The sequence below is a fragment of the Saccharopolyspora erythraea genome (genome assembly GCF_018141105.1).
Taxonomy (GTDB): Bacteria; Actinomycetota; Actinomycetes; order Mycobacteriales; family Pseudonocardiaceae; genus Saccharopolyspora_D; species Saccharopolyspora_D erythraea_A.
In genome coordinates, this window is the sequence record NZ_CP054839.1 from 3536072 (window position 1) to 3556940 (window position 20869).

Consider the following 20869-nt stretch of genomic DNA (forward strand, 5'->3'; position numbering starts at 1 on the left):
ACGCCCGCCGCCACTGCAGCGACGGCCCGCTGCCGGGGACGGGCGACGGGCCGTCGAGGTGAGTCTGTGGCCGTCAGCCGGCTTTGGCCGGTTCCTCGGCTCGGGCGCGGGTCCTGGCCAGGCGGTAGGAGTCGGTGCCAGTCTCGATAATGGTGCCGTTGAAGGTCAGCCGGTCGACGATGGCCGCGCAGAGGCGGGGATCGGTGAAGGTCTTGGTCCAGCCGCCGAAGGACTCGTTGGAGGCGATCGCGACGCTGTTTTTCTCCTCGCGTTCGGTCAGGACCTGAAACAGCAGCTCGGCGCCGTGCCGGTCGAGTTCCATGTAGCCGAGTTCGTCGATGCAGAGCAGGTCGACGCGGCCGTAGCGGGCGATGGTCTTGTTCAGCTGCTTCTCGTCGGCGGCCTCGACCAGCTCGTTGACTAGCTTGGTGGCCAGTGTGTAGCGGACGCGGAAGCCTTTCATGGCGGCCTCGGTGCCCAGGGCGATCAGCATGTGTGACTTGCCGGTGCCCGAGTCGCCGATCAGGCAGAGCGGCTGGCTCTTCTTGATCCAGTCGCAGCTGGCGAGGGTGTGGACGGTAGCCGGGTCGATGTTCGGGTTGGCATCGAAGTCGAAGGTCCGCAGAGACTTCTCACGGGGGAAGTTCGCGGCCTTGATCCGCCGTTCTGATCGGCGGCGGGCTCGGTCGTCGCATTCGGCCATGAGTAGCTCGGCCAGAAAGCCGCGGTAGGTCAGCTGGTCTTTCACCGCCCGGTCGGCGATCTCGGTGAACTCGTTGCGGATCGACGGCAGCCGCAGCATGCGGCAGGCGGTGTCGATGGCGGCGTCGGCGGCCTGCTCGGTCAAGCCTCGCTGGCGGGGCAGGGTCACTGTGCTTCTACTCCTTCTCGGTGGTCACCATCGCTGGCGCGACGGCGTCGGAGTAACTGGTCATAAGGGGTCACTGACGGCAGCGGTCTGGTGTCGGGAGGCAGGTGAGCCAGTTTCCAGTCGTGCAGGAACGTCACAGTCGCTCCCGCCTGACCGCCGCGATCGCCCGTCGGCCGAGGGGGTGCCGGCAGTGGCTCGTCCTCGGTCTGAGCGGCCTTGCGGGCTTCCAGCGCGACCGCGTCCGCGGTCAGCGCTCCGGCCCGCAACGCCGCAGCCAGACCGGCGACCAAGTGCTCGTGGGCGATGTGCCGGCCCAGCAGCAGCACCTCGATCAGTGCCCGGGTGCCGTCTCGCTCGCCGTGGACCTTGCGGGCCCGGGCCCACCAGTCGTCGTGGACCGGGGTGAACTTGCCCGCCGAACGAGCTTGTTCCAGTGCGGTGGCCCCCGGGAACGCACCCGGTTTGCGGATCAGGGCCTCCAGGTAGTGGTCCAGCTCCAGGCGGCAGCCGCCCTTGGCGATCAGACGCTCATGCCGGGCCACTTCCACGTTCTGGTCGTAAACCACGAGGTGAGAGGCGTGCAGCACCACGCGGACCCGTTTCCCGATCAGTCGCACGGGCACCGAGTAGCGGTTGGTGCGGACCGTGATCTGGCTGTAGCGGTCGACCCGAGGAGTGAACACCCGGCCGGTTTCGAACGGCTCCTCCGGCAATGGCAACAACAGCGGCCGCTCGATGGCGAAGTACTCGTCGATGGTCCGCGGCCGCGCGCCGATCCGGCGCCGCCCGTCGTGCCGGTCCCACTGCTCGACCATCTCGTTGAGCTCGGCAAGCGAGGCGACCTCCGGCACCGGTGTGAAGTGGTTGCGACGGAAGTAGCCGATCTGGCCTTCCACCCCGCCCTTCTCGTGGGCGCCGTGGACACCGGGCCGGCAGTAGAAGCTCTCGATCCCGAAGTGCGACCGGAACGCGATCCACCGGTCGGTCTCCACCCTCGCCCTGCTCAGCCCCAGCACCTGGGCGACGGCGGCCTTGAGATTGTCGTAGCGGACCCGGCCCCGCGGAACCCCGCCAAGCGTCCGCAACGCATGCACGTGGCCCTCGAAGAACGCCTCCTGCCCGCACGAGGCGAACACCCGGTGGACGGCCTTGCCCGAATACGACAGGCGAAAAGAGAACAGGTAGCAGACCACCAGCTCGCCGGCGAGCCAGACCGACACGTCTCCGAAGTCGACCTCGGCCTCCATACCGGGCTGGTGGGTCTGCGGCACGAACGCCTCCACCGGCGCCTTGCCCGACTCAACCAGGATCTGCGGCTTCCGGTCGGCAACATAGCGCCGAACCATCGGATAGGAGACCTCGGCACCGTGCTCCTCGACCAGCCGGTGGAAGATCCGGGTCACCGTATGCCGCTGCTTGCGCGGCGCATCCAGATCCTCCCGCAAGATCGCATCGATCACCGGCTTGTACGGATCCAGAGCCGACGGCCGGGGCGGCAGCGACTTCCGCGGCTCCGGCCACGCTGCATCCACCGCCTTGCGCACCGTCCGCCACGTCACCCCGTAGGCACGTTGCAGCGCCCGCATCGACATCCCGGCACGATGGTCACGCCGGATCGCCGCGTACAGCTCGACCTTGGACATCTTCGGCATGACCAGGACCTTCCACCCGGGGTAAGACCCGATCTTGTCCTGGCAAGCCCACCACTGACATCAAATCTCGTGAACACCACCCGACCGTGAAACCGGGTGACTCCCAAACTCGTGCACAACCGACGTCACGGCTCGCGAACAAAGCCAGACGAGGTGCAACGCAACTTCGACGGCGCGCCCCACGCGTTCGCCCCCACCGCGCGGGCTCTGGGCGACTGGAACGGCAAGACCTACGGTCTGCCGTTCGTCTTCTCCACGCCGACGCTCTACCTCAACGAGGGCCTGTTCGCCGCCGCCGGGCTCGACCCGGCCAAGCCGCCGTCGACCTGGGCCGAGGTGGCACGGGCGGCGCAGGCGATCAAGGACAGCACCGGCAAGGACGGCGCCTACGTCGACTGCCTGACCAAGGCCGCCAAGGACTGGTGCTTCCAGGCGCTGGTGCGCTCCAACGGCGGCCGGGTGATCTCCGAGGACCGCCGGTCCCTGACCTTCGCCGAGGCTCCCGCGGTCGAGGTCGTGCAGAGCATGCAGGGCATGGTCCGCACCGGCGCCATGCCCAACCGCACCCAGATGCAGGCGGTGGACGCGTTCGCCCGCGGCGAGCTCGGCATGATCCTCGAGTCCAGTGCGATGCAGGGGAACTTCCTCAAGGGAGCCAACGGCAAGTGGCGGCTGGGCGCGGCCCCGATGCCCGGGTTCGACGGCAAACCGACGGTGTCGACCAACTCGGGTGCGGCGCTGTTCGTGTTCTCACGGTCCCCGGAGAAGCAGCGCGCCGGCTGGGAGCTGATGAAGTTCCTGAGCAGCGAGCAGGCCTACACCAGGATCGCGAGCAAGATCGGCTACCTGCCGTTGCGCACGGGGTTGGTCGAGGACCCGAACGGGCTGCGGAGCTGGGCCGAGAAGAACCCCTACCTGAAGCCGAACCTCGAGCAGCTGGCCCACCTGGAGCCGTGGGTGTCCATGCCCGGCCCCAGCTACCTGCAGATCCGCGACGGCATGATGGAGGCGGTCGAGAGCTCGGTGTTCCAGGGCGCGGATCCGGCGGCGACGCTGCGCGCCAAGCAGGGCGAGGTGTCCGCGCTGCTGCCGGGCGGTGGCCGGTGATCCGTCCCGATCTCACGCTGGTCCAGCTCAGCGACACCCACCTGCGGCCGTCGGACGGCCTGATGCACGGCGTCGTCGACACCGCGGCGAACCTGACCGCGGCGGTGGCGATGGTCGAGAGCTCCGGAACCGATGTGGCGGCGCTGCTGCTCACCGGCGATCTGGCCGACAACGGTGACCCGGCCGCCTACCGGCAGCTCCGCGGCATCGTCGAGCCGGCCGCGCGCCGCCTCGGCGCCGAAGTCGTCTACGCGATGGGCAACCACGACGACCGCGGGGCGTTCCGAGCCGAGCTGTTCGACGCGCAGCCGGAGACCCGCACCTGCGACTCGGTGGTCACCGTGGACGGCCTGCGGGTGGTGACGCTGGACAGCAGCGAGCCCGGCAGGCACGAAGGTCACCTGTCGGAGGCGCAACTGGAGTGGCTGGGCGACGTGCTGGCCACCGCCGCGCCGCGCGGCACCGTCCTGGTCAGCCACCACCCGCCACTGCCTTCGCCGGTGCCGACCGTGCACCTGCTCCGGCTGCGCGGAGCGGAGCGGCTGGCGGAGGTGGTCGGGGGAACCGACGTGCGGCTGATCGTGAGCGGGCATGCCCATCACACGGGGTGCGGCGTGCTGGCCGGGATCCCGGTGTGGGTCGGCCCGGCCCTGGCCTACGGCGTGGCCGCGGTCCCGCCCCGGGGCCGGCTGCGCGCTCGCGCGGACGCCGGATTCAGCCGGATCGACGTCTTCGGCGACCACGTCGTGGCGACCGCGGTCCCGTTGTCCACCGCCGAGCAGGTGTACGACGTGGACGCGGTCGAGCGGATGCGGCTGGTGCACGAGGTGGTGGGAGCACGGTGACCGGGTCCTTCGTGGAGGTCCCGCTCCCGAGCCGGGCGGGCGCGGTCGCCGCGCCCGCCGCGCGCCGGTCGGTGTGGAGCAGGGTGCGGCGGATCGCGCCGCCCTACCTCTACCTCGTTCCCGCCGTCGTGCTGCTCGTGGTGTGGACCTACCGGCCGCTGACGCAGACCTTCTACCTGTCGTTGCATTCCTGGAACCTGGTGCCGACCTCGCCCATGCGGGAGGCCGGGTTCGGCAACTACGTCCGCCTGCTGACCACGCCGGAGCTGGGCGAGTCGGTGCTGCGCACGTTCGTGGTGATCGCCGGGATGCTCCCGTTCACCGTGCTGATCCCGGTGGTCGTCGGCCTGCTGACCCGCCGGGTGCGCGGCCGGGCGGCGGCCGTCTACCGGGCCCTGGTGTTCGCGCCGATGCTCGTCGCACCGGTCGCCGGGGCCGCGGTCTGGCAGTGGCTGCTCGACCCGGCGTCCGGGGTGGTCAACCGGCTGCTCGGCACCGAGCTCAACTGGATCAACACCACTGGGACGGCCCAGCTGGTGATCATCGTGATCACCGGGTGGCACCTGGTCGGCTTCGCCACGCTCGTCGTCTCGGCGGGACTGGCCGGCATCAACCCCGACTACGCCGCGGCGGCCCAGGTCGACGGGGCGTCGCGAGGGCAGATCAGGCGGTGGGTCACGCTGCCGTTGCTCTCGCCGACGCTGGCGTTCCTGATCCTGATGACGGTCTTGCTGTCGGCGCAGTGGACCTTCCCGCTGATCGACACCCTCACCCAGGGCGGCCCGGTCGGCTCCACCACCAACGTCTACTACCTGCTGTGGGAGTACGGGTTCCGCAGCCACGACGCCGGATTGGCCGCTGCCGCCGGGGTCATCTTCTTCCTGGGTTTCATCCTGCTCGCCGCGTTGCTGGCGGGCCTGGCGGATCGGTTGAGCCATCATGACGACTGAGCGCGGTGGGCATGACGAGCCGGTCGGTGCGCGCGGTCCCGCCCGGCGGATCGCGGGACACGTCGTCCTGGGAGTGCTCGGGCTCTTCTGCGCCTTCCCGATCTACTGGCTTTACGCCACGTCGTTGCGGGCGCCAGGAGACGTCTTCGAGCTGTCGGTGCTGCCGTGGCCGCTGTCCACCGGCAACTACACCGACGCGCTGGGCAAGATCGACCTCGCGGGGATGCTGCTCAACACGGGCATCGTGGCGGTGCTCAGCGCGGCGGGGCAGTTGCTGGTCGCACTGCTGGCCGCCTACGCCTTCGCCGCGTGGTCGTTCCGGTTCTCGCGGTTGCTGCACCTGATGTTCGTGGGCACCTGGCTGGTGCCGTTCCAGGTGACGATGCTGCCCAACTACGTGCTGCTGTCCCGGCTCGGCCTGCTGGAGACGCTGGCCGGCGTGATCATCCCGACGCTGTGCTCGGCGATGGGCGTGCTCTTGCTGCGCGAGCACCTCAAGGGCTTCCCCAAGGAGCTGCTCGACGCGGCCAGGATGGACGGCCGGTCGTCGTGGAGCACGTTGTGGACGGTCGTGGTGCCCGCGCTTCGCCCGGTGCTGGCGGCGTTGGGCATCCTGCTGGCGATCACGGCGTGGAACGAGTACTTCTGGCCGGCCATGGTGCTGCAACGCAGCAACGCGGTGGTGCAGCTGGGACTGCGCAGTTTCCTCGGCACGGAGGGGAACGAGTGGGGTCCGCTGATGGCGACCGCGGGACTGACGTGCCTGCCGGTGTTCGTGCTCTACCTGGTGCTGCAACGGCACATCGTGAACGCGTTCGTCCGGTCGGGTCTGAAGTGAGGGGCCCTCACTCCTCGACGTGGTCGGGAAGGCATTCCAGGAACGCGTCCACGAGCGGGCCGTGCTCGGTGGCCCAGACCGCGTGGAGGTCGAGGATGGGCACCGGGTCGACCAGCGGGACGGCGGCGGTGCGAGGGCCGGGGAAGCGGCTGTCGGTCAGACGGCCGCGCAGGGCCGACGCGAAGCCGACCACGGGCTTGACCGCGGCGAGGATCGCCGTCGCACCCGGGTCGTCGACCTCTTCGGCGACGTTGAGCCGGATCCCGCTGGTCTGCGCGGCGGAGAAGATCGTGTCGTACATCGCCGAGGACTGCGCCCGGCTGAACAGCACGCAGGGCTCGCCCGCGAGCTCGCCGAACGGCAGCCGGTCCAGACCGGCCCACCGGTGTCCCTGGCCGACCACCGCGACCAGCGGCACGCGCAGCAGCAGCCTGCTGGAGAGGTCGGTGGCGGCGCCCCTGCCGTAGACCATCGCGACGTCGAGCCGGCCGTCGGCGAGTGCCGCGAGCTGCGGGCCGGTCCGCAGCTCGACCATGCTCACGTCGACGGCTGGGTGGCGGCGGTTCAGCGCGGCCAGGGTCGCAGGCAGGATCCGTTGTCCGGCGGGGAAGTTGTAGCCGACGCGGACGGTGCCGGACCGCCCGGCGGCAGCCGCGCGGGCGGCCTGGGCCGCGCGGTCCGCCCTGGCCACGATGTCGCGGGCGAGGTCGAGGAAGGTCTCCCCGGCCGGGGTGAGGCGGACCTCGTGGGAGCTGCGGGCGACCAGCGTCACCCCCACCGAGCGCTCCAGCCGCTGCAGGTGCTGGCTCAGCGACGGCTGCGCCAGGTGCAGCCGGGACGCGGCCCGGCCGAAGTGCAGTTCCTCCGCGATCGCGAGGAACGAGACCAGATGCCGCAGCTCCACGATTGACCTCCCTCGGCGCGGCAAACGCTAGCGGGGTCAGGGGAGCAACAGGTGAACGGCGGACGACGGTCGTGCTGTTCGCACTCCAGACGGCCCTGACCAGCGAGGGCCATGCCGTGCGGCCGCCCACCGCCGGCACCCACGGCGCCCTCGACGAGGCCGACCGGGTCGCCGACGCGGTGCGCACCGGTGCGGGCATCGCCGCACGGTGAGCACACTTGCCGAGCATCCGCGCAGAAGTCTCGGATTCCGGCGGGATGCCTTGCCCCGCAGGACCGCCCGCGCAACGAGCACGCCGGTGCTCAGCAGGCGTCGCAGCACCCGCCGCTTTCCGGACCAGGCTTGCCCACAATGGACGGTCGGCGGTCGTGGTTCGGCGACACTGGCGTGGTGTCGGGCAGCGGCCGGGTGCGGGCGGCGCGGATGGCGTTGGCGATGACGAGGACTTCGGCGAGTTCGTGCACGAACACGACGGTGGCCAGGCCCAGCACGCCGGCGGCGGCCAGGGGGATCAGCACGGCGATGATCGCCATCGACAGCCCGACGTTCTGCAGCATCACGGCGCGCGCGTGACGGGCGTGGGAGAGGACCTGCGGGAGGTGGCGCAGGTCTTCGCCCATCAGCGCGACATCGGCCGTCTCGATCGCGACGTCGGTGCCCATCGCGCCCATCGCGATGCCGACGTCGGCGGTGGCCAGGGCGGGTGCGTCGTTGATGCCGTCGCCGACCATGGCGATCCTGCGGCCGTTGCTCAGCTTCTCGAGCAGTCCGGCCTTGTCCTCGGGGAGCAGTTCGGCGTGGACGGTGTCGATCCCGGCCTGCTGCGCCAGTGCGGTGGCGGTGCGGGTGTTGTCGCCGGTGAGCATCGCGGTGTCGATTCCCAGTGCGCGCAGCCGCCGGATGGTTTCGGGTGCTTCGTCGCGGAGTTCGTCGCGGACCGCGACCGCTCCGAGCACTGTGTCGTCGCTTTCGACGAGCACGACCGTCGCGCCTAGCTGTTGCCAGTGGGTGACGTCGTCGGTGAGCGGTCCGGGGCTGATCCAGCCGGGTTTGCCGAGCCGAAGCGCAACCCCGTCGAGGTGCCCGCGCAGTCCGTGGCCGGGCACGGCGGTGACCTCGTCGGCGGGGCTGGGGGAGCCGGCGGCGGACAGGATCGCCCGGGCCAGCGGGTGTTCGCTGCGCGCTTCCAGCGCGGCGGCGATGTGCAGCACCTCGGCCTCGGTGGTGCCGTCGGCCGCGATGGTGGCCACGACCTGCGGCTCGTTGCGGGTGAGGGTGCCGGTCTTGTCCACCGCCACGGTGCTGACGCGTCCGAGTTCTTCCAGCGCCGCTCCGCCCTTGACCAGCGCGCCGGTGCGGCTGGCGGCGCCGACGGCCGCGACGACCGTCAGCGGGACGGCGATCGCCAGCGCGCAGGGGGACGCGGCCACGAGCACGACGAGCGCGCGTTCGATCCAGACCAGCGGCTCGCCCAGGACCAGTCCGAGTGCGGCGATCAGCAGCGCGAGCACCATGATGCCGGGCACCAGAGGGCGCGCGATGCGGTCGGCGAGCCGCTGCCCGCGGCCCTTGCGGTCCTGGGCCTCCTCGACGATGTGCACGATCCGCGCCAGCGAGGAATCCGAGGCCGGTGCGGTCACGTCGACCTCGATGGCGCCCCCGCCGTTGATCGCACCGGCGTGCACGGTGTCCCCGGGGCCGGCCTCGACCGGCACGGATTCGCCGGTGATCGCCGAGAGGTCGAGGCTGGTGCGGCCCGAGTGGAGCACACCGTCGGTGGCGGCGCGTTCACCGGGACGCAGCACCATCCGGTCGCCCACCGCGAGATCGTCGGGGGCGACCTGCTGTTCGCCTCCGTCCCGCAGGACCGTGGCGGTGGGTGGGACCAGGGCCAGCAGTGCCCGAAGTCCGCGGCGGGTGCGGGCGATCGCGTAGTGCTCCAGCCCTTCGGCGATGGAGAACAGCACTCCGAGCAGGGCCGCCTCGGCGAACTGGCCGAGCGCCACCGCGCCGACGGCCGCGATGGTCATCAATGTGCCGACGCCGACCCGGCGACGCAGCAGGTTGCGCAGCGCGCCGGGAACGAACGTCGCGGCGCCGGCCACGGCGGCGGCCAGCTCGAAACCGAGGCCGACCAGTTCGGCGCCCGCCAGCCCGACCAGCCACCCCGCGGCGAGCAGCACGGCCGCCACGGCGGCCAGGCGCAACTCGCGAACCTGCCACAGCCGCTCCGCGCTCTGCTCGCCGCGGCTGCGGTCCTGGGACGGACCGCCTTCGGCGGGTCCGCAGCACTCACCGCTCATCGGCTCGGCCTTCCAACGCCGGATCGGCGGTAGTCGCGTCCGCGGACAGCCCGAGCACGGCGGTCGTCAGCGCGCGCCCCTGCGCGGTCAGCTGGTACATCACCAGCTTCCCGTCCCTGCGGGACGTCACGAGCCCCGCGGTCTTGAGCTGCCGCAGGTGGTGCGACACCAGGTTCTTGGCGTGCCCCGCGACCCAGGAGACGTCGCACACGCACAGCTCGCCGCCGGTGTGCAGGGCGGCGGCGATGGTCAGGCGTGTCGGGTCGCCCAGGGCTCGCGCGGCCGCCGCTGCCGGCTCCACGGTCGCGGGCGCCGGCAGGCCGGTCCTGATCTCCTCGGCGTGCGGGAGGTCGAGGCAGAGCAGGTCGCAGCTGTCACGTTCCACGGTCACATCAACATACTAACGCTCATTGAACTGTGGGCAAGATGGGCGATACCGTCGTGCATGTCCCATTTCAACGTTGGTTAGTATGTTGTCGTGACCCTGAGTTCGAGGCGGGCTCCGCGGCGGCGCCGAACCCCGCCCCGGTTCCGGCCGAGCTCCTCGTGCGCTCCGACAGCCACCGCCTGTCGACCGCGCCCGACGGCGAGGTCACCGTGGTGGAGTTCCTCGACCTCGAGTGCGAGGCGTGCCGGGCGGCGTTCCCGGCGGTCGAGAGGCTTCGCCAGGAGTACGACGGGCGGGTCACCTTCGTCATGCGCTACTTCCCGATCCCCAGCCACCGCAACGCCCAGCTCGCCGCGCGGGCCATCGAGGCGGCGGGGCAGCAGGGCAGGTTGGAAGCGATGTACCGCACGATGTACGAGACGCAGCCGCAGTGGGGCGATCAGCAGGCCGACCACCGCGAGACCTTCCTCGGCTTCGCCCGCGGGCTCGGCCTGGACATGTCCGCCTTCGTCGCCGCGCTCGACGATCCGGCCACCGCGGCTCGGGTCGAGTCGGACTTCCGCGACGGCATCGCCGCGGGAGTGCGGGGCACGCCGACGCTGTTCGTCAACGGTCGCCAGAGCTCGGCCACCTACGAGGGACTGCGGGCGGCGATCGAGGCCGAGCTCAAGCGCTGAGCCGGCGGTCCGGGCGAAGTCGCCAAGATCTCGGTGGCGCAGCTGACCCGGCGTGTCCGATGTGGACTGGCCCCGGTGTCAGGGACTGTCGGCGAGCGTCACGGCGCGGCACGCCAGGTGCAGTGCGAGACGTTCGTCGCGGTGCTTGAGGTCCACCGAGAGCAGGCGCTCGATCCGCTCGATGCGCGGCGCGATCGTGTTGCGGTGCACGCCCAGCACCGCGGCGGTCTCGGCGATCGACGACTCCGAGTCCAGATAGGCCATCAGCGTGCGCACCAGGTCGCCCGGCTGGTCGCGCAGCGGGCCGATCAGCGCGCGAGCCGCGGGCTCGAAGGTGTCGGTGCGGGTCCACTCCAGCAGCAGCTGCGCCATGCCGAGCTGGTCGACGTGCAGGAACCGGCCCGACTCCGGGCGGGTCAGGGCCATCCGGGCGGCGTCGGTCGCCTCCGCGATGGTGTCCGCCAGGCCGTCGGCATGGGGATGCGGCCGGCCGACGCCCATGTGCGCGTCCATGGTGCGCTGCAGGTCGCGGTGCGCGTCGCGGAGCTGGGCGGCCAGCGTGCGCACGTGCTCGGCGGTCGGCTCCTGGTCGAAGGTGAACCACGCGGTCCAGCCGTCGCCGTGCTCCACCACGACGGCGTCGTTGCCTCCCATCCGCAGCGCCCGCTGGGCCTCCTGGCCCCGGGCCACGGTGTCGACGGCGGACTGGGTGCCGATGCGGACGCCGACGTGCCAGCCGCCGAGCCGCCAGCCCGCGTCCGCGGCGCGTCGGCGCAGGTCGGCGGTCGGTTCGGCGTCGTGCCGCAGGATGTCGCTCAGCAGTGCGGCGCGGGACCGGGCGTCGCGCTCCAGCCGCACCCGGTTCGCAAGCATCCACCGCTGCACCGTGCCCGCGGCCACCGCGAGCGCGGGCGGCATCGCCGCGGCCCGCGCGGTGCTCGTGCCGCGCAGCTCGGTGGCCAGCCACAACGCCGGCCGCGGGGTGTCGGGCATCCGCACCGGGTGCGCGAGCAGCACGCCGCCGTCGAACGCGATCCGCTGCGGCACCGGTTCGTGCACTCGCACCTTGTCGGTTGCCATGAGATCCCCCGAGAGCGGCACTCCGAGATCGTCGAGCAGCGCGACCGGCGCGGCGAACACGTCGCGCAGCGCGGCGACCACGTCCTCCGGCGGACGGACCTGGTCGCCGACCGCGTCGTGGATGGCCATCAGCAGGTTCGCGCGATCGAGTCCGGGTGCGGCCAGCAGCAGCCGGGCCGCGATCAGCAGGTCGAGCGGTGGCGCCTCGGCGCCCAGCAGCGGGACGCCGAGGCGGTCGCCGAGCAGGCGCGTGCCTGCCAGCACTCCGGTGTCCGGGAGCAGGACGCCGACTCCACCGGCGTCGGCGACCTGGCGCAGCAGGGCGTCGACGCGCCAGTCGCCCGCGGAGATCGGCTCCACGACGACCGCGAGCTCGCCGGGCTCGATCGACCGCTCCGCTCGCATCGGCCGCACCGCGCGGACCGCCGCGTCGAGCTCGTCGGTCCCGGCCAGCACCCGCACGGACTCGCGCCACTCCGGCAGGGCCAGCAGGTCGCGCAGGCTGCTCATCGTGTCCCCTCCAGCAGGATCGGATCGCAGTCGATGCCGAACGCGCGCGGCGCCAGCAGCGGCAACCTCCGCGGGTCGGTCCAGAAGCCGGGTGCGGGCAGTTGCAGGACCGCCACGTCGGCGCCGGCGCGGATGGTGTCGCACGGGATCGGCACGCACGTCCGGCGATCCAGGACGGCCAGGACGTCCGGTGTGGACGCAACCGGAGCGCCGTCGTGCATCGCCAGGAGGTACTCGTTCTCCATCTCCAGTCGCAGCAACGATCCGGTGTGGTGGTCCCGGATGGTCGCACTGCCCCGGCCGAAACCGGCGCGGCCGTGTTCGCCGGGGCCGGGGCGCCGGGAGACCTCCACGACACGGCCGAGTCCGAGCACCCGGCCGCCCGTGGCGGCGGCCAGCGCGTCGCCGTGCGGGCTTTCCCCGATGCCGAGCGCGTGCTCGCCCAGCGCGAGCGCGGCGCTCATCGTGCCGACGATCGCGCAGTCCGGCAGCTCCCGCGCCGGGATGGGCGCCAGCGCCAGCGCCGCCCAGCCGCCGGCGGAGGAAAGCACGGAGCGGGCGGTTCGTTCGACGTCGGCCGAGGACGCCTCGGCGATGACGAGGGTCTGGCCGCTGGGCTCGGCGAGCGCGGCCGGGGCGAGGCCGCTGCCCGCGGCGGCCACCGAGAACTGGTTCAGGCGCGGCAGGGCTCGGCCGCACAGGTCCGCGTCGACGAGGGGAAGTTCGAGGTCGAGTGCCGCGACCAGCGGCATGATCCCGTTCAGGCCACCGACCTCGATGGAGACGAGCGCGTCGATGGAGGCTCTGGTCCAGTGCTCGATCGCGCGGACGGCGGCGCGGATCTCGGTGCCGTCGGGCAGTTTCTCGGAGAACACCGGGGTCGCTCCCATCACTCCGACCGGCGCCACCAGCGCGTCGGCGGGCAGGTCGCAGACCGGGGTGAGCACCGCGCCGGGCTGGGTGGTGAGCTGCTCCCGCAGCAGCGCGGCGGCGGTGACCGTGTCGCCACCGCCGCCGGAACCCAGCAGCGACACGCCGCGTTCCAATGCGGTCACGTCCGGTAACCCGATGCGCATGCCGGACAGCCTGCCGCATCCGTCGTGGCCCGCGACGCGGGGTTGCCGGATCGAGTCCGTCTCACGACTCCGCGGTGGTCAGGGTCTCCACTGGCCGGAAGTCGTGCCGGAGGCCGAAGGCCGCGGGCCCGAAGACCGCCAGGGCCTGCGGGGTCCGCATCAGCTCCGGTGTGGAGATGCCGACCACCGTGACGCGCTGGCCGTAGCGCAGCGATTCGGTGGTGATCGGCTCGGCCTGTTCGGACTCCAGCACGCACACCAGGTCCGGCACGAGGCACCGCACTTCGCCGTCCACGAGTGCCACCAGGTGCTCGTTCTGGAACACCAGCTCCAGCTCGTGCCGCCGGTCGAAGGACATCGCCGTGGCCCGGCCGCGGGCGAACCCGGCTTCGGTGCGCCGTTCGACGTCGGAGATCTTGCCGCGGAACAGCACCCGCACATGCTGGTAGAGGCTGTCACCCAGCACCTCGCCGAGGTGGGCGATCGGGTCGTCCTGGCGTTCCCGCGCCTCGCGCAGCGCCCTGCCGACGGTGTGCGCAAGCGTGAGGGTGCGCGGGACGGCGGTGCGCTTGACCTCCGCGCCGCGCATCGAGTACTCGGCGATGTGCGCGACTCCGCCGAGCCGGATGGTGATCCCGCGCGCCAGCCACTCCATGCGCTTGTTGTCCGCACCGGTGTCGATGACCGCCGTCTCGCCGCGTTCTCCGGCGACCGCCATCGGCGACCCGGTCACGCCGTAGACGCCGAAGGTCTCCATCTGCAGTTCCGGGAACGCCCGGCCCATCCCGTCGGCGTCGACCACCGGCAGCCCGCTGCGCGCGGCCACGACCAGCGGGATCATCGAGTTGATGCCCCCGCACTCGATCGGCATCGTCGCCGCCGCCGGCGTCCCGAGGTGCCGTTCCAGCGCGCGCAGGGCCGTCAGCGCCTCGTCGCCGCTCGGGATCTTCTCGAACACCACGGTCGGCGCGCCCATCTGCGCGGTCGGGATGACCAGTGCCTCGTCGTCCAACTCGGCCGGGTCGAGGACGGTGACCGGCCCGCACTCGCGGATCGCCTGCTGCACCAGCAGCCGCCCGACGTACGGGTCGCCTCCACCCCCGGTGCCCAGCACCGCGGCACCACGGGCGAGGTCCTCCAGGTGTTCCTCGGTCAGCAACCAGCTCACTGCGTCATCCTCACTGGGTCGCCCGCACCGGATCGATGTCGTAGCCGAAGTAGCGCGGCCCCGCGACCTCCAGTCCGGCCGGGCTGTGCCAGCGCGGGTCGGCGGGTGCGGCGATGACCGCGACCCGCTGGCCGTAGCGCAGGGATTCGGTGGTCACCGCTTCGCCGGAGTCGTTCTCCAGGACGCAGATCAGGTCGGGTACGGACACGAGCACGGTGCCGTCCCGTTCGGCGACGAGGTGTTCGTTCTGGAACCGCAGCAGCAGTTCCGTCCCGGAGTGCGCGTCGGTCCCGGCCAACCGGGCGTCGCCGCGGGCGAACCCGGTGACGGTGCGCCGCGAGACGTCGACGACCTTGCCGGTGAACAACCGCCGTCCGGTCAGCCGGGACACGACCGCGTCCACCGGATCGGTGTGCTCGGCCCGCGCGTCGCGCACCAGGCGACCGAGCTCGGCGCACAGGCTCAGCGTCCCGGGAACCAGCGCCTCCCGGGCCTGCTGCCCGGTCATCGCGTAGGAGCTGATGCTCGCCGAGCAACCCATGTCCACGGTCGCGCTGCGTGCGAGCCGTTCGGCCCACCTGTTGTCCACCGTGTCCAGCACGGCCCGGTTGCCCTTCTCGTCCGCGATCGCCATCGGGGTCGCCCGGACGTCGTACAGCGTCGGCAAGGTCATCTGGATTTCCGGGAACGCCCGGCCCATCCCGTCGGCGTCGACCAGCGGGAGCCCCAGCTGAGCGGCGGCGGCCACCGGGATCAGCGAGTTGACGCCGCCCGCCTCGGCGCACGCGATGTGCGTCAGCTCCCGGCCGAGGTAGTCGGCGAGGGTGCGCGCCGCGAGCCCGATCTCCTCGATCGAGGGCAGCTTCTCCACCATCACCGTCGGTGCGCCCATCAGCGCCACCGGCAGCACCGCGGCATCCGGCGGCAGCTCGTCCAGCGGTGTCAGCCGGACCGGGCCGTACTCGCGCAGCGACTCTTCGGCCAGCAGCCGGCCGATGTGCGGGTCGCCGCCCCCGCCGGTGCCCAGGATCGCCGCGCCGAGCGCGATGTCACCGAGGACGTCCGGAGTGATCTCACGCATCAGCGGCCCAGTTGCAGGTCGCCGACGGCTTTGGCGCGGATCCGGGTCGCGTTGCCCGGCAGGTAGGGGATCGGCACCTCGTCGAAGTCGACGATCTCCACGGTCGACGGGGACGCCCCGGCGGCCACCGCGCGGTCCAGCGCCTCCTGCTTGGCCTCGTCGACGACGGAGTCCCGCTGTCCCGGCTCGATCGCGTAGACCCGGTCTACCTCGCCGCCGATCTGGGCGATCGCCGCCCCGATCGCGTTGGCCACCGCGTAGTGCTCCGGGCGGCGCACGTCCCCGGGCTCGAACATCTCGTCGGGCAGCAGCATGGAACCGCCGCCGACCGCGACGACGGGCAACGGCTCGGCCGAGGTGCGCATCCGCTCGACGGCGTCGGTGGCGTCCGCGGCGATGCGCTCCATCGCGGCGCGGACCAGCGCGGGTGCGAGGTGGCGGACGCGGTCCGCGTCGCCGATCTCGGCACGTCCGGCGGCCACGGCGATGTCGGTCGCGGTCAGCGTGTCGCCGCCGAACACCAACGCCCGCGACGTGAGCTGGTAGCCCACCGACTCCGGCCCTACCGCCACCTCGGCCGGCTCGCCCTGCACGAGGCTGCCGCCGCCGATGCCGATCGACAGCACGTCGGGCATCCGGAAGTTCGTGCGGATCCCCGCGACGCTGACCGCGGTGGTCGCCTCCCGCGGGAAGCCCTGGTTGAGCACGCCCACGTCGCTGGTGGTGCCGCCGACGTCGACCACCGCGCAGGTGTCCAAACCGGACAGGACCGCCGCCCCGCGCATCGAGTTGGTAGGCCCGGAAGCGAAGGTGGCCACCGGGTAGCGGCGGGCGAAGTCGACGTCCATGAGCGTGCCGTCGTTCTGGCTGAGGTACAGCGGGGCTGTGATGCCCGCGCCCGTGACCGACTGGGCCAGGCCGTCCACGATGCCGGCCGCCAGCTCCCGCAGCGCCGCGTTGATGATCGTGGCGTTCTCCCGCTCCAGCAACCCGATCCGGCCGATCTCGTGGGACAGCGAGATCGCCACGTCCGGCAGCTCGGCGGCGATGAGCTCCGCCGCACGCTGCTCGAACTCGTGGTTCACCGGGGAGAACACCGAAGTGATCGCGACGCTGCGGGTTCCGGCGCGGCCCATGTCGTCGGCGGCCTTGCGCAGCTCGTCCTCGTCGAGGTCGGAGATGTGCCTGCCGTCGAACTCGTGCCCGCCGTGGCACAGGTAGCTGCGCCCGGCCACCGCGTCCACCAGCCGCTCGGGCCAGCTCACCATCGGCGGCAGCGATCGGCCGGCGGGCAGGCTGAGCCGCACTGCCGCGGTCGGCGCGAGCCGCCGGGCCTCGACCAGGGCGTTGATGAAGTGGGTGGTACCGATCATCACGGCCTGCACCCCGGCCGGGTCGAACGCGTGTTGCCGCTGCAGTCCGTCGATCGCGGACACGATGCCGGAGGTGACGTCCTCCGTGGTGTTCACCTTGACCGCTGCCAACACCCGGGCCTCGTCGAGCAGGACCGCGTCGGTGTTGGTCCCCCCGACGTCGATGCCGATACGCACTTCTGGTCTCCCCTTGTCTCGATCAGGTGGTGCGGGCCAGGTCGGTGGCCGACGGCTTGCCCCCAACGCCGTGGACCAGCCCGAGCTTCCCGGCGACCGCGTAGAGCACGAACGCGAGCAGCAGCGAGTTCAGGCTCGGCAGCCCGATTCCGACGAGACCACCGACCAGGGCGGACACCACCCAGATCACCAGCGTCGCGGGAACCCAGTTCGGTGCCTCCTCGGGCACGGTTTGCCGCGACCGGGACTCGTCCAGCTCGCGGCGCCAGCGCCGCACCACGAAGTACTCGGCGACCATGATTCCGCCGATGGGCGGGAACACCACGCCGAGCACGGTGAGGAACCCGCTGAACTGCTCCAGGATTCCGGCGGCGGCCAGCGCGCTGCCGATGACGCCGAACACGGCCGTGGCCACGCCCCGGTTGAGCTGCTTGCCGAACACCGTGCCGACGAAGTTCACCAGGCCCAGCCCGGACGAGTACAGGTTCCAGTCGTTGACCTTCACGGTGCCGAGGAGGATCACCAGGATTCCGACCCAGCCGACCGACGAGGTGATGATCGCGGTGACGTCGTCGGTGCCCGCCGCGTGCGCCAGCAGCACGCCGGACAGCCCGATGACGTACTCGCCGAGCGTGATGCCGATCAGTGTCTGCTTGACCACGTCGGAGGTGGTGCGGTTGAACCGCGTCATGTCGGGCGTGATCAGCGCGCCGACCATGAACCCGCCCGCGACGAGCGTTGTCCCCTCCAGCAGCGAAAGCCGCGGGCCGGGCGGTGCGGAGGTCATCAGCGCGCCGAGGTCGTGATGCAGCAGCTCGGAACCGATCGACCAGGCGATCAGCGCCAGGAACGCGGGCACCGTCAGGTAGGCGGTCCAGGCCATCGACCGGAATCCGCGCAGCACGATCGCGGTCACCAGCAGCCCGAACGCCAGCGACCACGCCCATTCGGGAAGTCCGCCGACCAGTGTCACGAGCCCGCGTGCCGACACCGCGGACTGGATGCCGAACCAGCCGATCAGGCTGATCGCGATGGCCAGGCCGATCAGCGCCGATCCCGCCCGGCCGAACCCGGTCCACCGGGCCAGCATCGAGGTCGACAGGCCCTCGCGGACCCCGATGACTCCGACGAGGATCGCGACGAGTTCCAGGACCACCGCGCCGAGCGTCAGCGCCAGCAACGCCTGCCAGAAGTCCATGCCGAAACCGAGCGTGGCGCCGAGCAGGAACTGGCTGAGCGCCGAGACCTGGCCGAACCGCTGCACGGCGACCGACCACCACGAGTAGCGGGCGCGGTCCGGGACCCGCGTCAGCGCGTAGTCGTCGACACCGACCGACGAAGCCATGACGAGTTCCCTCTCGGCTGGGGCTGTGCAGTCACCGCACACCGTAAGGGCTTGATCACGACATGTCAGTGGTCGGACTGCACACCCGGACCGCTGGCGACGTGCACGCTGCATAGGCGGGTGGTTTGTGTCCGATTCGCCGGCGCAGCGTGGAAGATTGCGCTCGTCTGATGCCTGATCAGCGCACCGGGATCCGCTCGCAGGGACGACGGCGGACTCCACCGTCCGGTGACCGCGCTCGGCCATCGAGGCCGAAGTCCGCTCGACCGCGGGCTCGTGTCAGGGTTTGCGGGCGACGGCGCCGAGGAACTGGTGGTGCATCAGGTCCAGCGACGGCGACGGGTCGGCCGGGTCGGGACGCCATTCGGCCAGCGGCACCACGCCGGGTTCGAGGACGTCGAAGCCGCCGAGGAGGTCGAGGATCTCCGCGCGCGAGCGCCAGCATCCGCCCCCGAAGGCGTCGACGAACAGCTTCTCGCTGGTCTCGGCCTGCCTGGCGACTTCCGGGTTGGCCTCCGCGGGGTTGTGGAAGTGCGACAGCGCGAGGTGGCTCCCGGAGGGGAGGGCGCGGCGCAGGGTGGCGGCGATGCCCGCCGGGTCGTCCTCTTCCCGCACGTGGTGGAGGACCGCGAACAGCAGGACGCCCACGGGTTCGTCGAAGTCGATGAACCTGCGGACCTCCGGGTCGCCCACGATCTCCTCGAGGCGCACGACATCGGCGTGGACGGCCGTGGTGGTGGCATCGTCGGCGAGCAGCGCACGGTTGTGGGCGACGACCATGGGGTCGTTGTCGACGTAGACGACGCGGGCGCCCGGATCGACGGAGTGCGCGATCTCGTGCACGTTGCCCCGCGCAGGCAGCCCCGAACCGAGGTCGATGAACTGCCGAATCCCGGCGTCGGCGACCAGGTGGCGCACTGCTCGCCGCAGGAAGGCCCGGTTGGCCCGGGCCGCCCGGCCGGCGTCCGGCGCGATGGCCAGGACCTGCTGGGCCACCTCGCGGTCGACGGCGTAATGGTCCTTGCCGCCGAGGAGGAAGTCGTAGACGCGCGCGACGCTCGGTGCGAGGAAGCAGGTCTTCGCCGAGATCACCACCATGAGGCCTTCCGTAGCAAGCGGGCGCCGAGCCCTACCTGCTCGCGTCATCGCTCCGGAACCGGCGATGAGTGCGGCGCGTAGGGGGCTGCGCATGCGCAGCGTAGGGGCTGATCACGCCGCTGTCACCGGTCTGATTGCACAGCCGCGCCACCCACGCCGTGCGCGTCGCACAGTCGGCACCGTCAGCCATTGCGATCAGCCGGCTCAGGGGCCGAGGTCGACCGCTGATCTGCTTCTGCCGGCCCGAGCAGCGTGTGCAGAAGCCGCGCGGCCGGGGGCGCCACCTACCGCCGGAGCAGGCCCGCGCCGACGATTTCCGCCAATGCCACGGCCACGGGCTCGGCGCAGTCCAGCACGCGGTGCCACGCTCCGGATTCGCGCGGGCGTTCTCCTGGTCCGGTTGGTGAAGGAACGATCGGTGACCCGGCCGAGAACGCCAGCACCAACCGCGGTCCGGTGCCGCCGGGCAGTTGCCAGGACAGTTCCAGGAACATCGCGGACCTCCCTGCGGGCAGCCCGACAACGCGACTGGTGCTTGCGGCCGCATGTGGCGTCCCGATGGGAATGAGCTCAGTGCAGCGAAGGACCGGCCGTGGTCGGGTGGGGACGGGTGAACGACTCACCGGTACTGGGACCGGGACTGCGACTGTTCATCCCACACCTCCCTCACGGCCAAGACTCGGCGAGTCGGTAGTCGTAGCAGGGGAAGTCCACACCCGCGGGAGGAGGACACCCCTCTCGTCGCAGCTTCAGCACTGCACGGCGTAATCCGATGCCACTCGGCAGCCACCTGGGCTCGACTGCTGCCGCTGCCAGGACAGGTCACGTGCTCGGAGCTACTCGCGGACCACCACGACGGGGCAGGTGGCGTGGTGGACGCAGTACTGGCCGACGGAGCCGAGCATCGCTTCGGTGAAGCCACCGTGACCGCGGTTGCCCACCACCAGCAGATCGGGGTCCGCGACCACGCTGAGCAGCGCATGCGCCGGATGGTCCCGCACGACGCGCTGCTGAACGTTCACCGGTTCCTCGCCGACGATTTCGCCGACCAGTTCGGACAGGGCGCCGGCGAGCAGGCGCTCGTAGTCGGCTCCAGCAGCGATCCGGTCGCTGTAGACGGTCGAGGTGTTCCACGCCGTCAACGCCACGAGGCCGCCACCGACGAGGCGCGCGTGCCACGCGGCCCAGCGCAGGGCCGCTTTGGACGACGGGGACCCGTCGACCCCGACGACGACCACGTACTGCTTCTCGGCGTTGGTCACCTCGAACACTCCCGTTGCGGCCGAGCAGGCACAGGACGTGGATCCACGGTGGCCGACCGGGCGCCTGGCCGCAGCGTGAAGCGGCGGAAACCGCGGGTATGCCGTGGGGGTGGGCTGCGGTACCCGCGGATCGGCGGCCGAGTCGGATACGCGGGGGCGAAGTG

20 protein-coding genes are annotated in these 20869 nt (G+C 71.5%); 6 read left to right on the forward strand and 14 right to left on the reverse strand.

Annotated elements, in window-relative coordinates:
- Positions 1 to 73: 73 nt before the first annotated feature.
- Entirely contained in the window at positions 74 to 871 is a 798-nt protein-coding gene (gene istB / locus HUO13_RS16190) for an IS21-like element helper ATPase IstB (protein WP_249124905.1), read from the reverse strand.
- Positions 868 to 2514 (reverse strand): IS21 family transposase, encoded by a 1647-nt coding sequence (gene istA, locus HUO13_RS16195; protein WP_211902930.1) that lies wholly within the window; start codon positions 2512 to 2514, stop codon positions 868 to 870. The genes istB and istA overlap by 4 nt, the downstream gene beginning before the upstream one ends.
- 162 nt (positions 2515 to 2676) lie before the next feature.
- On the opposite strand from istA, the gene HUO13_RS16200 reads away from it, so the two are divergent.
- The 4 genes from HUO13_RS16200 to HUO13_RS16215 are packed head-to-tail and all read left to right on the forward strand — an operon-like array spanning position 2677 to position 6263.
- Positions 2677 to 3630, forward strand: coding sequence for an ABC transporter substrate-binding protein (locus tag HUO13_RS16200; RefSeq protein WP_249124906.1), 954 nt, complete (start codon positions 2677 to 2679; stop codon positions 3628 to 3630).
- Entirely contained in the window at positions 3627 to 4475 is an 849-nt protein-coding gene (locus HUO13_RS16205; protein ID WP_211902151.1) for a metallophosphoesterase, read from the forward strand. Before HUO13_RS16200 ends, HUO13_RS16205 begins: the two co-directional genes overlap by 4 nt.
- On the forward strand, positions 4472 to 5425 hold the full coding sequence (locus HUO13_RS16210; protein WP_211902152.1) for a carbohydrate ABC transporter permease: 954 nt from the start codon (positions 4472 to 4474) through the stop codon (positions 5423 to 5425). The genes HUO13_RS16205 and HUO13_RS16210 overlap by 4 nt, the downstream gene beginning before the upstream one ends.
- On the forward strand, positions 5415 to 6263 hold the full coding sequence (locus HUO13_RS16215) for a carbohydrate ABC transporter permease (RefSeq protein ID WP_211902153.1): 849 nt from the start codon (positions 5415 to 5417) through the stop codon (positions 6261 to 6263). The genes HUO13_RS16210 and HUO13_RS16215 overlap by 11 nt, the downstream gene beginning before the upstream one ends.
- 7 nt (positions 6264 to 6270) lie before the next feature.
- Here the strand turns inward: HUO13_RS16215 and HUO13_RS16220 are convergent, their stop codons facing one another.
- The gene (locus tag HUO13_RS16220; RefSeq protein WP_211902154.1) at positions 6271 to 7167 is read right to left on the reverse strand and encodes a LysR family transcriptional regulator; all 897 of its coding nucleotides are present in this window, start codon (positions 7165 to 7167) and stop codon (positions 6271 to 6273) included.
- Positions 7168 to 7238: 71 nt separating this feature from the next.
- On the opposite strand from HUO13_RS16220, the gene HUO13_RS16225 reads away from it, so the two are divergent.
- Positions 7239 to 7379, forward strand: coding sequence for a hypothetical protein (locus tag HUO13_RS16225; protein ID WP_211902155.1), 141 nt, complete (start codon positions 7239 to 7241; stop codon positions 7377 to 7379).
- A 90-nt stretch (positions 7380 to 7469) separates the two neighbouring features.
- Here HUO13_RS16225 and HUO13_RS16230 read toward each other — a convergent pair whose 3' ends face one another.
- Positions 7470 to 9470: a heavy metal translocating P-type ATPase gene (locus HUO13_RS16230; RefSeq protein WP_211902156.1), complete on the reverse strand. Its 2001-nt coding sequence runs from the start codon at positions 9468 to 9470 to the stop codon at positions 7470 to 7472.
- Positions 9460 to 9861 (reverse strand): ArsR/SmtB family transcription factor, encoded by a 402-nt coding sequence (locus HUO13_RS16235; protein WP_211902157.1) that lies wholly within the window; start codon positions 9859 to 9861, stop codon positions 9460 to 9462. Before HUO13_RS16235 ends, HUO13_RS16230 begins: the two co-directional genes overlap by 11 nt.
- A gap of 155 nt (positions 9862 to 10016) precedes the next feature.
- On the opposite strand from HUO13_RS16235, the gene HUO13_RS16240 reads away from it, so the two are divergent.
- Complete coding sequence (locus tag HUO13_RS16240; RefSeq protein ID WP_249124907.1) at positions 10017 to 10535, forward strand: DsbA family protein; 519 nt, start codon at positions 10017 to 10019, stop codon at positions 10533 to 10535.
- Positions 10536 to 10613: 78 nt separating this feature from the next.
- On the opposite strand, the gene HUO13_RS16245 is transcribed toward HUO13_RS16240, so the two are convergent.
- The 9 genes from HUO13_RS16245 to HUO13_RS16285 form a co-directional block, all read right to left on the reverse strand.
- Entirely contained in the window at positions 10614 to 12125 is a 1512-nt protein-coding gene (locus tag HUO13_RS16245) for a PucR family transcriptional regulator (protein WP_211902159.1), read from the reverse strand.
- On the reverse strand, positions 12122 to 13201 hold the full coding sequence (locus HUO13_RS16250) for a DUF917 domain-containing protein (protein WP_211902160.1): 1080 nt from the start codon (positions 13199 to 13201) through the stop codon (positions 12122 to 12124). Before HUO13_RS16250 ends, HUO13_RS16245 begins: the two co-directional genes overlap by 4 nt.
- 61 nt (positions 13202 to 13262) lie before the next feature.
- Positions 13263 to 14369, reverse strand: a complete 1107-nt coding sequence (locus HUO13_RS16255; protein ID WP_211902161.1) for a DUF917 domain-containing protein — start codon at positions 14367 to 14369, stop codon at positions 13263 to 13265.
- Between the two features lie 10 nt (positions 14370 to 14379).
- Complete coding sequence (locus HUO13_RS16260) at positions 14380 to 15450, reverse strand: DUF917 domain-containing protein (protein ID WP_211902162.1); 1071 nt, start codon at positions 15448 to 15450, stop codon at positions 14380 to 14382.
- Positions 15450 to 17000 (reverse strand): hydantoinase/oxoprolinase N-terminal domain-containing protein, encoded by a 1551-nt coding sequence (locus HUO13_RS16265; RefSeq protein WP_211902163.1) that lies wholly within the window; start codon positions 16998 to 17000, stop codon positions 15450 to 15452. The genes HUO13_RS16260 and HUO13_RS16265 overlap by 1 nt, the downstream gene beginning before the upstream one ends.
- Positions 17001 to 17022: 22 nt before the next feature.
- On the reverse strand, positions 17023 to 18345 hold the full coding sequence (locus tag HUO13_RS16270) for a purine-cytosine permease family protein (RefSeq protein ID WP_211902164.1): 1323 nt from the start codon (positions 18343 to 18345) through the stop codon (positions 17023 to 17025).
- Positions 18346 to 18624: 279 nt separating this feature from the next.
- Positions 18625 to 19443, reverse strand: coding sequence for an SAM-dependent methyltransferase (locus HUO13_RS16275; RefSeq protein ID WP_249124909.1), 819 nt, complete (start codon positions 19441 to 19443; stop codon positions 18625 to 18627).
- Positions 19444 to 19727: 284 nt separating this feature from the next.
- Entirely contained in the window at positions 19728 to 19937 is a 210-nt protein-coding gene (locus tag HUO13_RS16280; protein ID WP_211902165.1) for a hypothetical protein, read from the reverse strand.
- 342 nt (positions 19938 to 20279) lie between these two features.
- Positions 20280 to 20705, reverse strand: a complete 426-nt coding sequence (locus HUO13_RS16285; RefSeq protein ID WP_211902166.1) for a universal stress protein — start codon at positions 20703 to 20705, stop codon at positions 20280 to 20282.
- Positions 20706 to 20869: the final 164 nt, after the last annotated feature.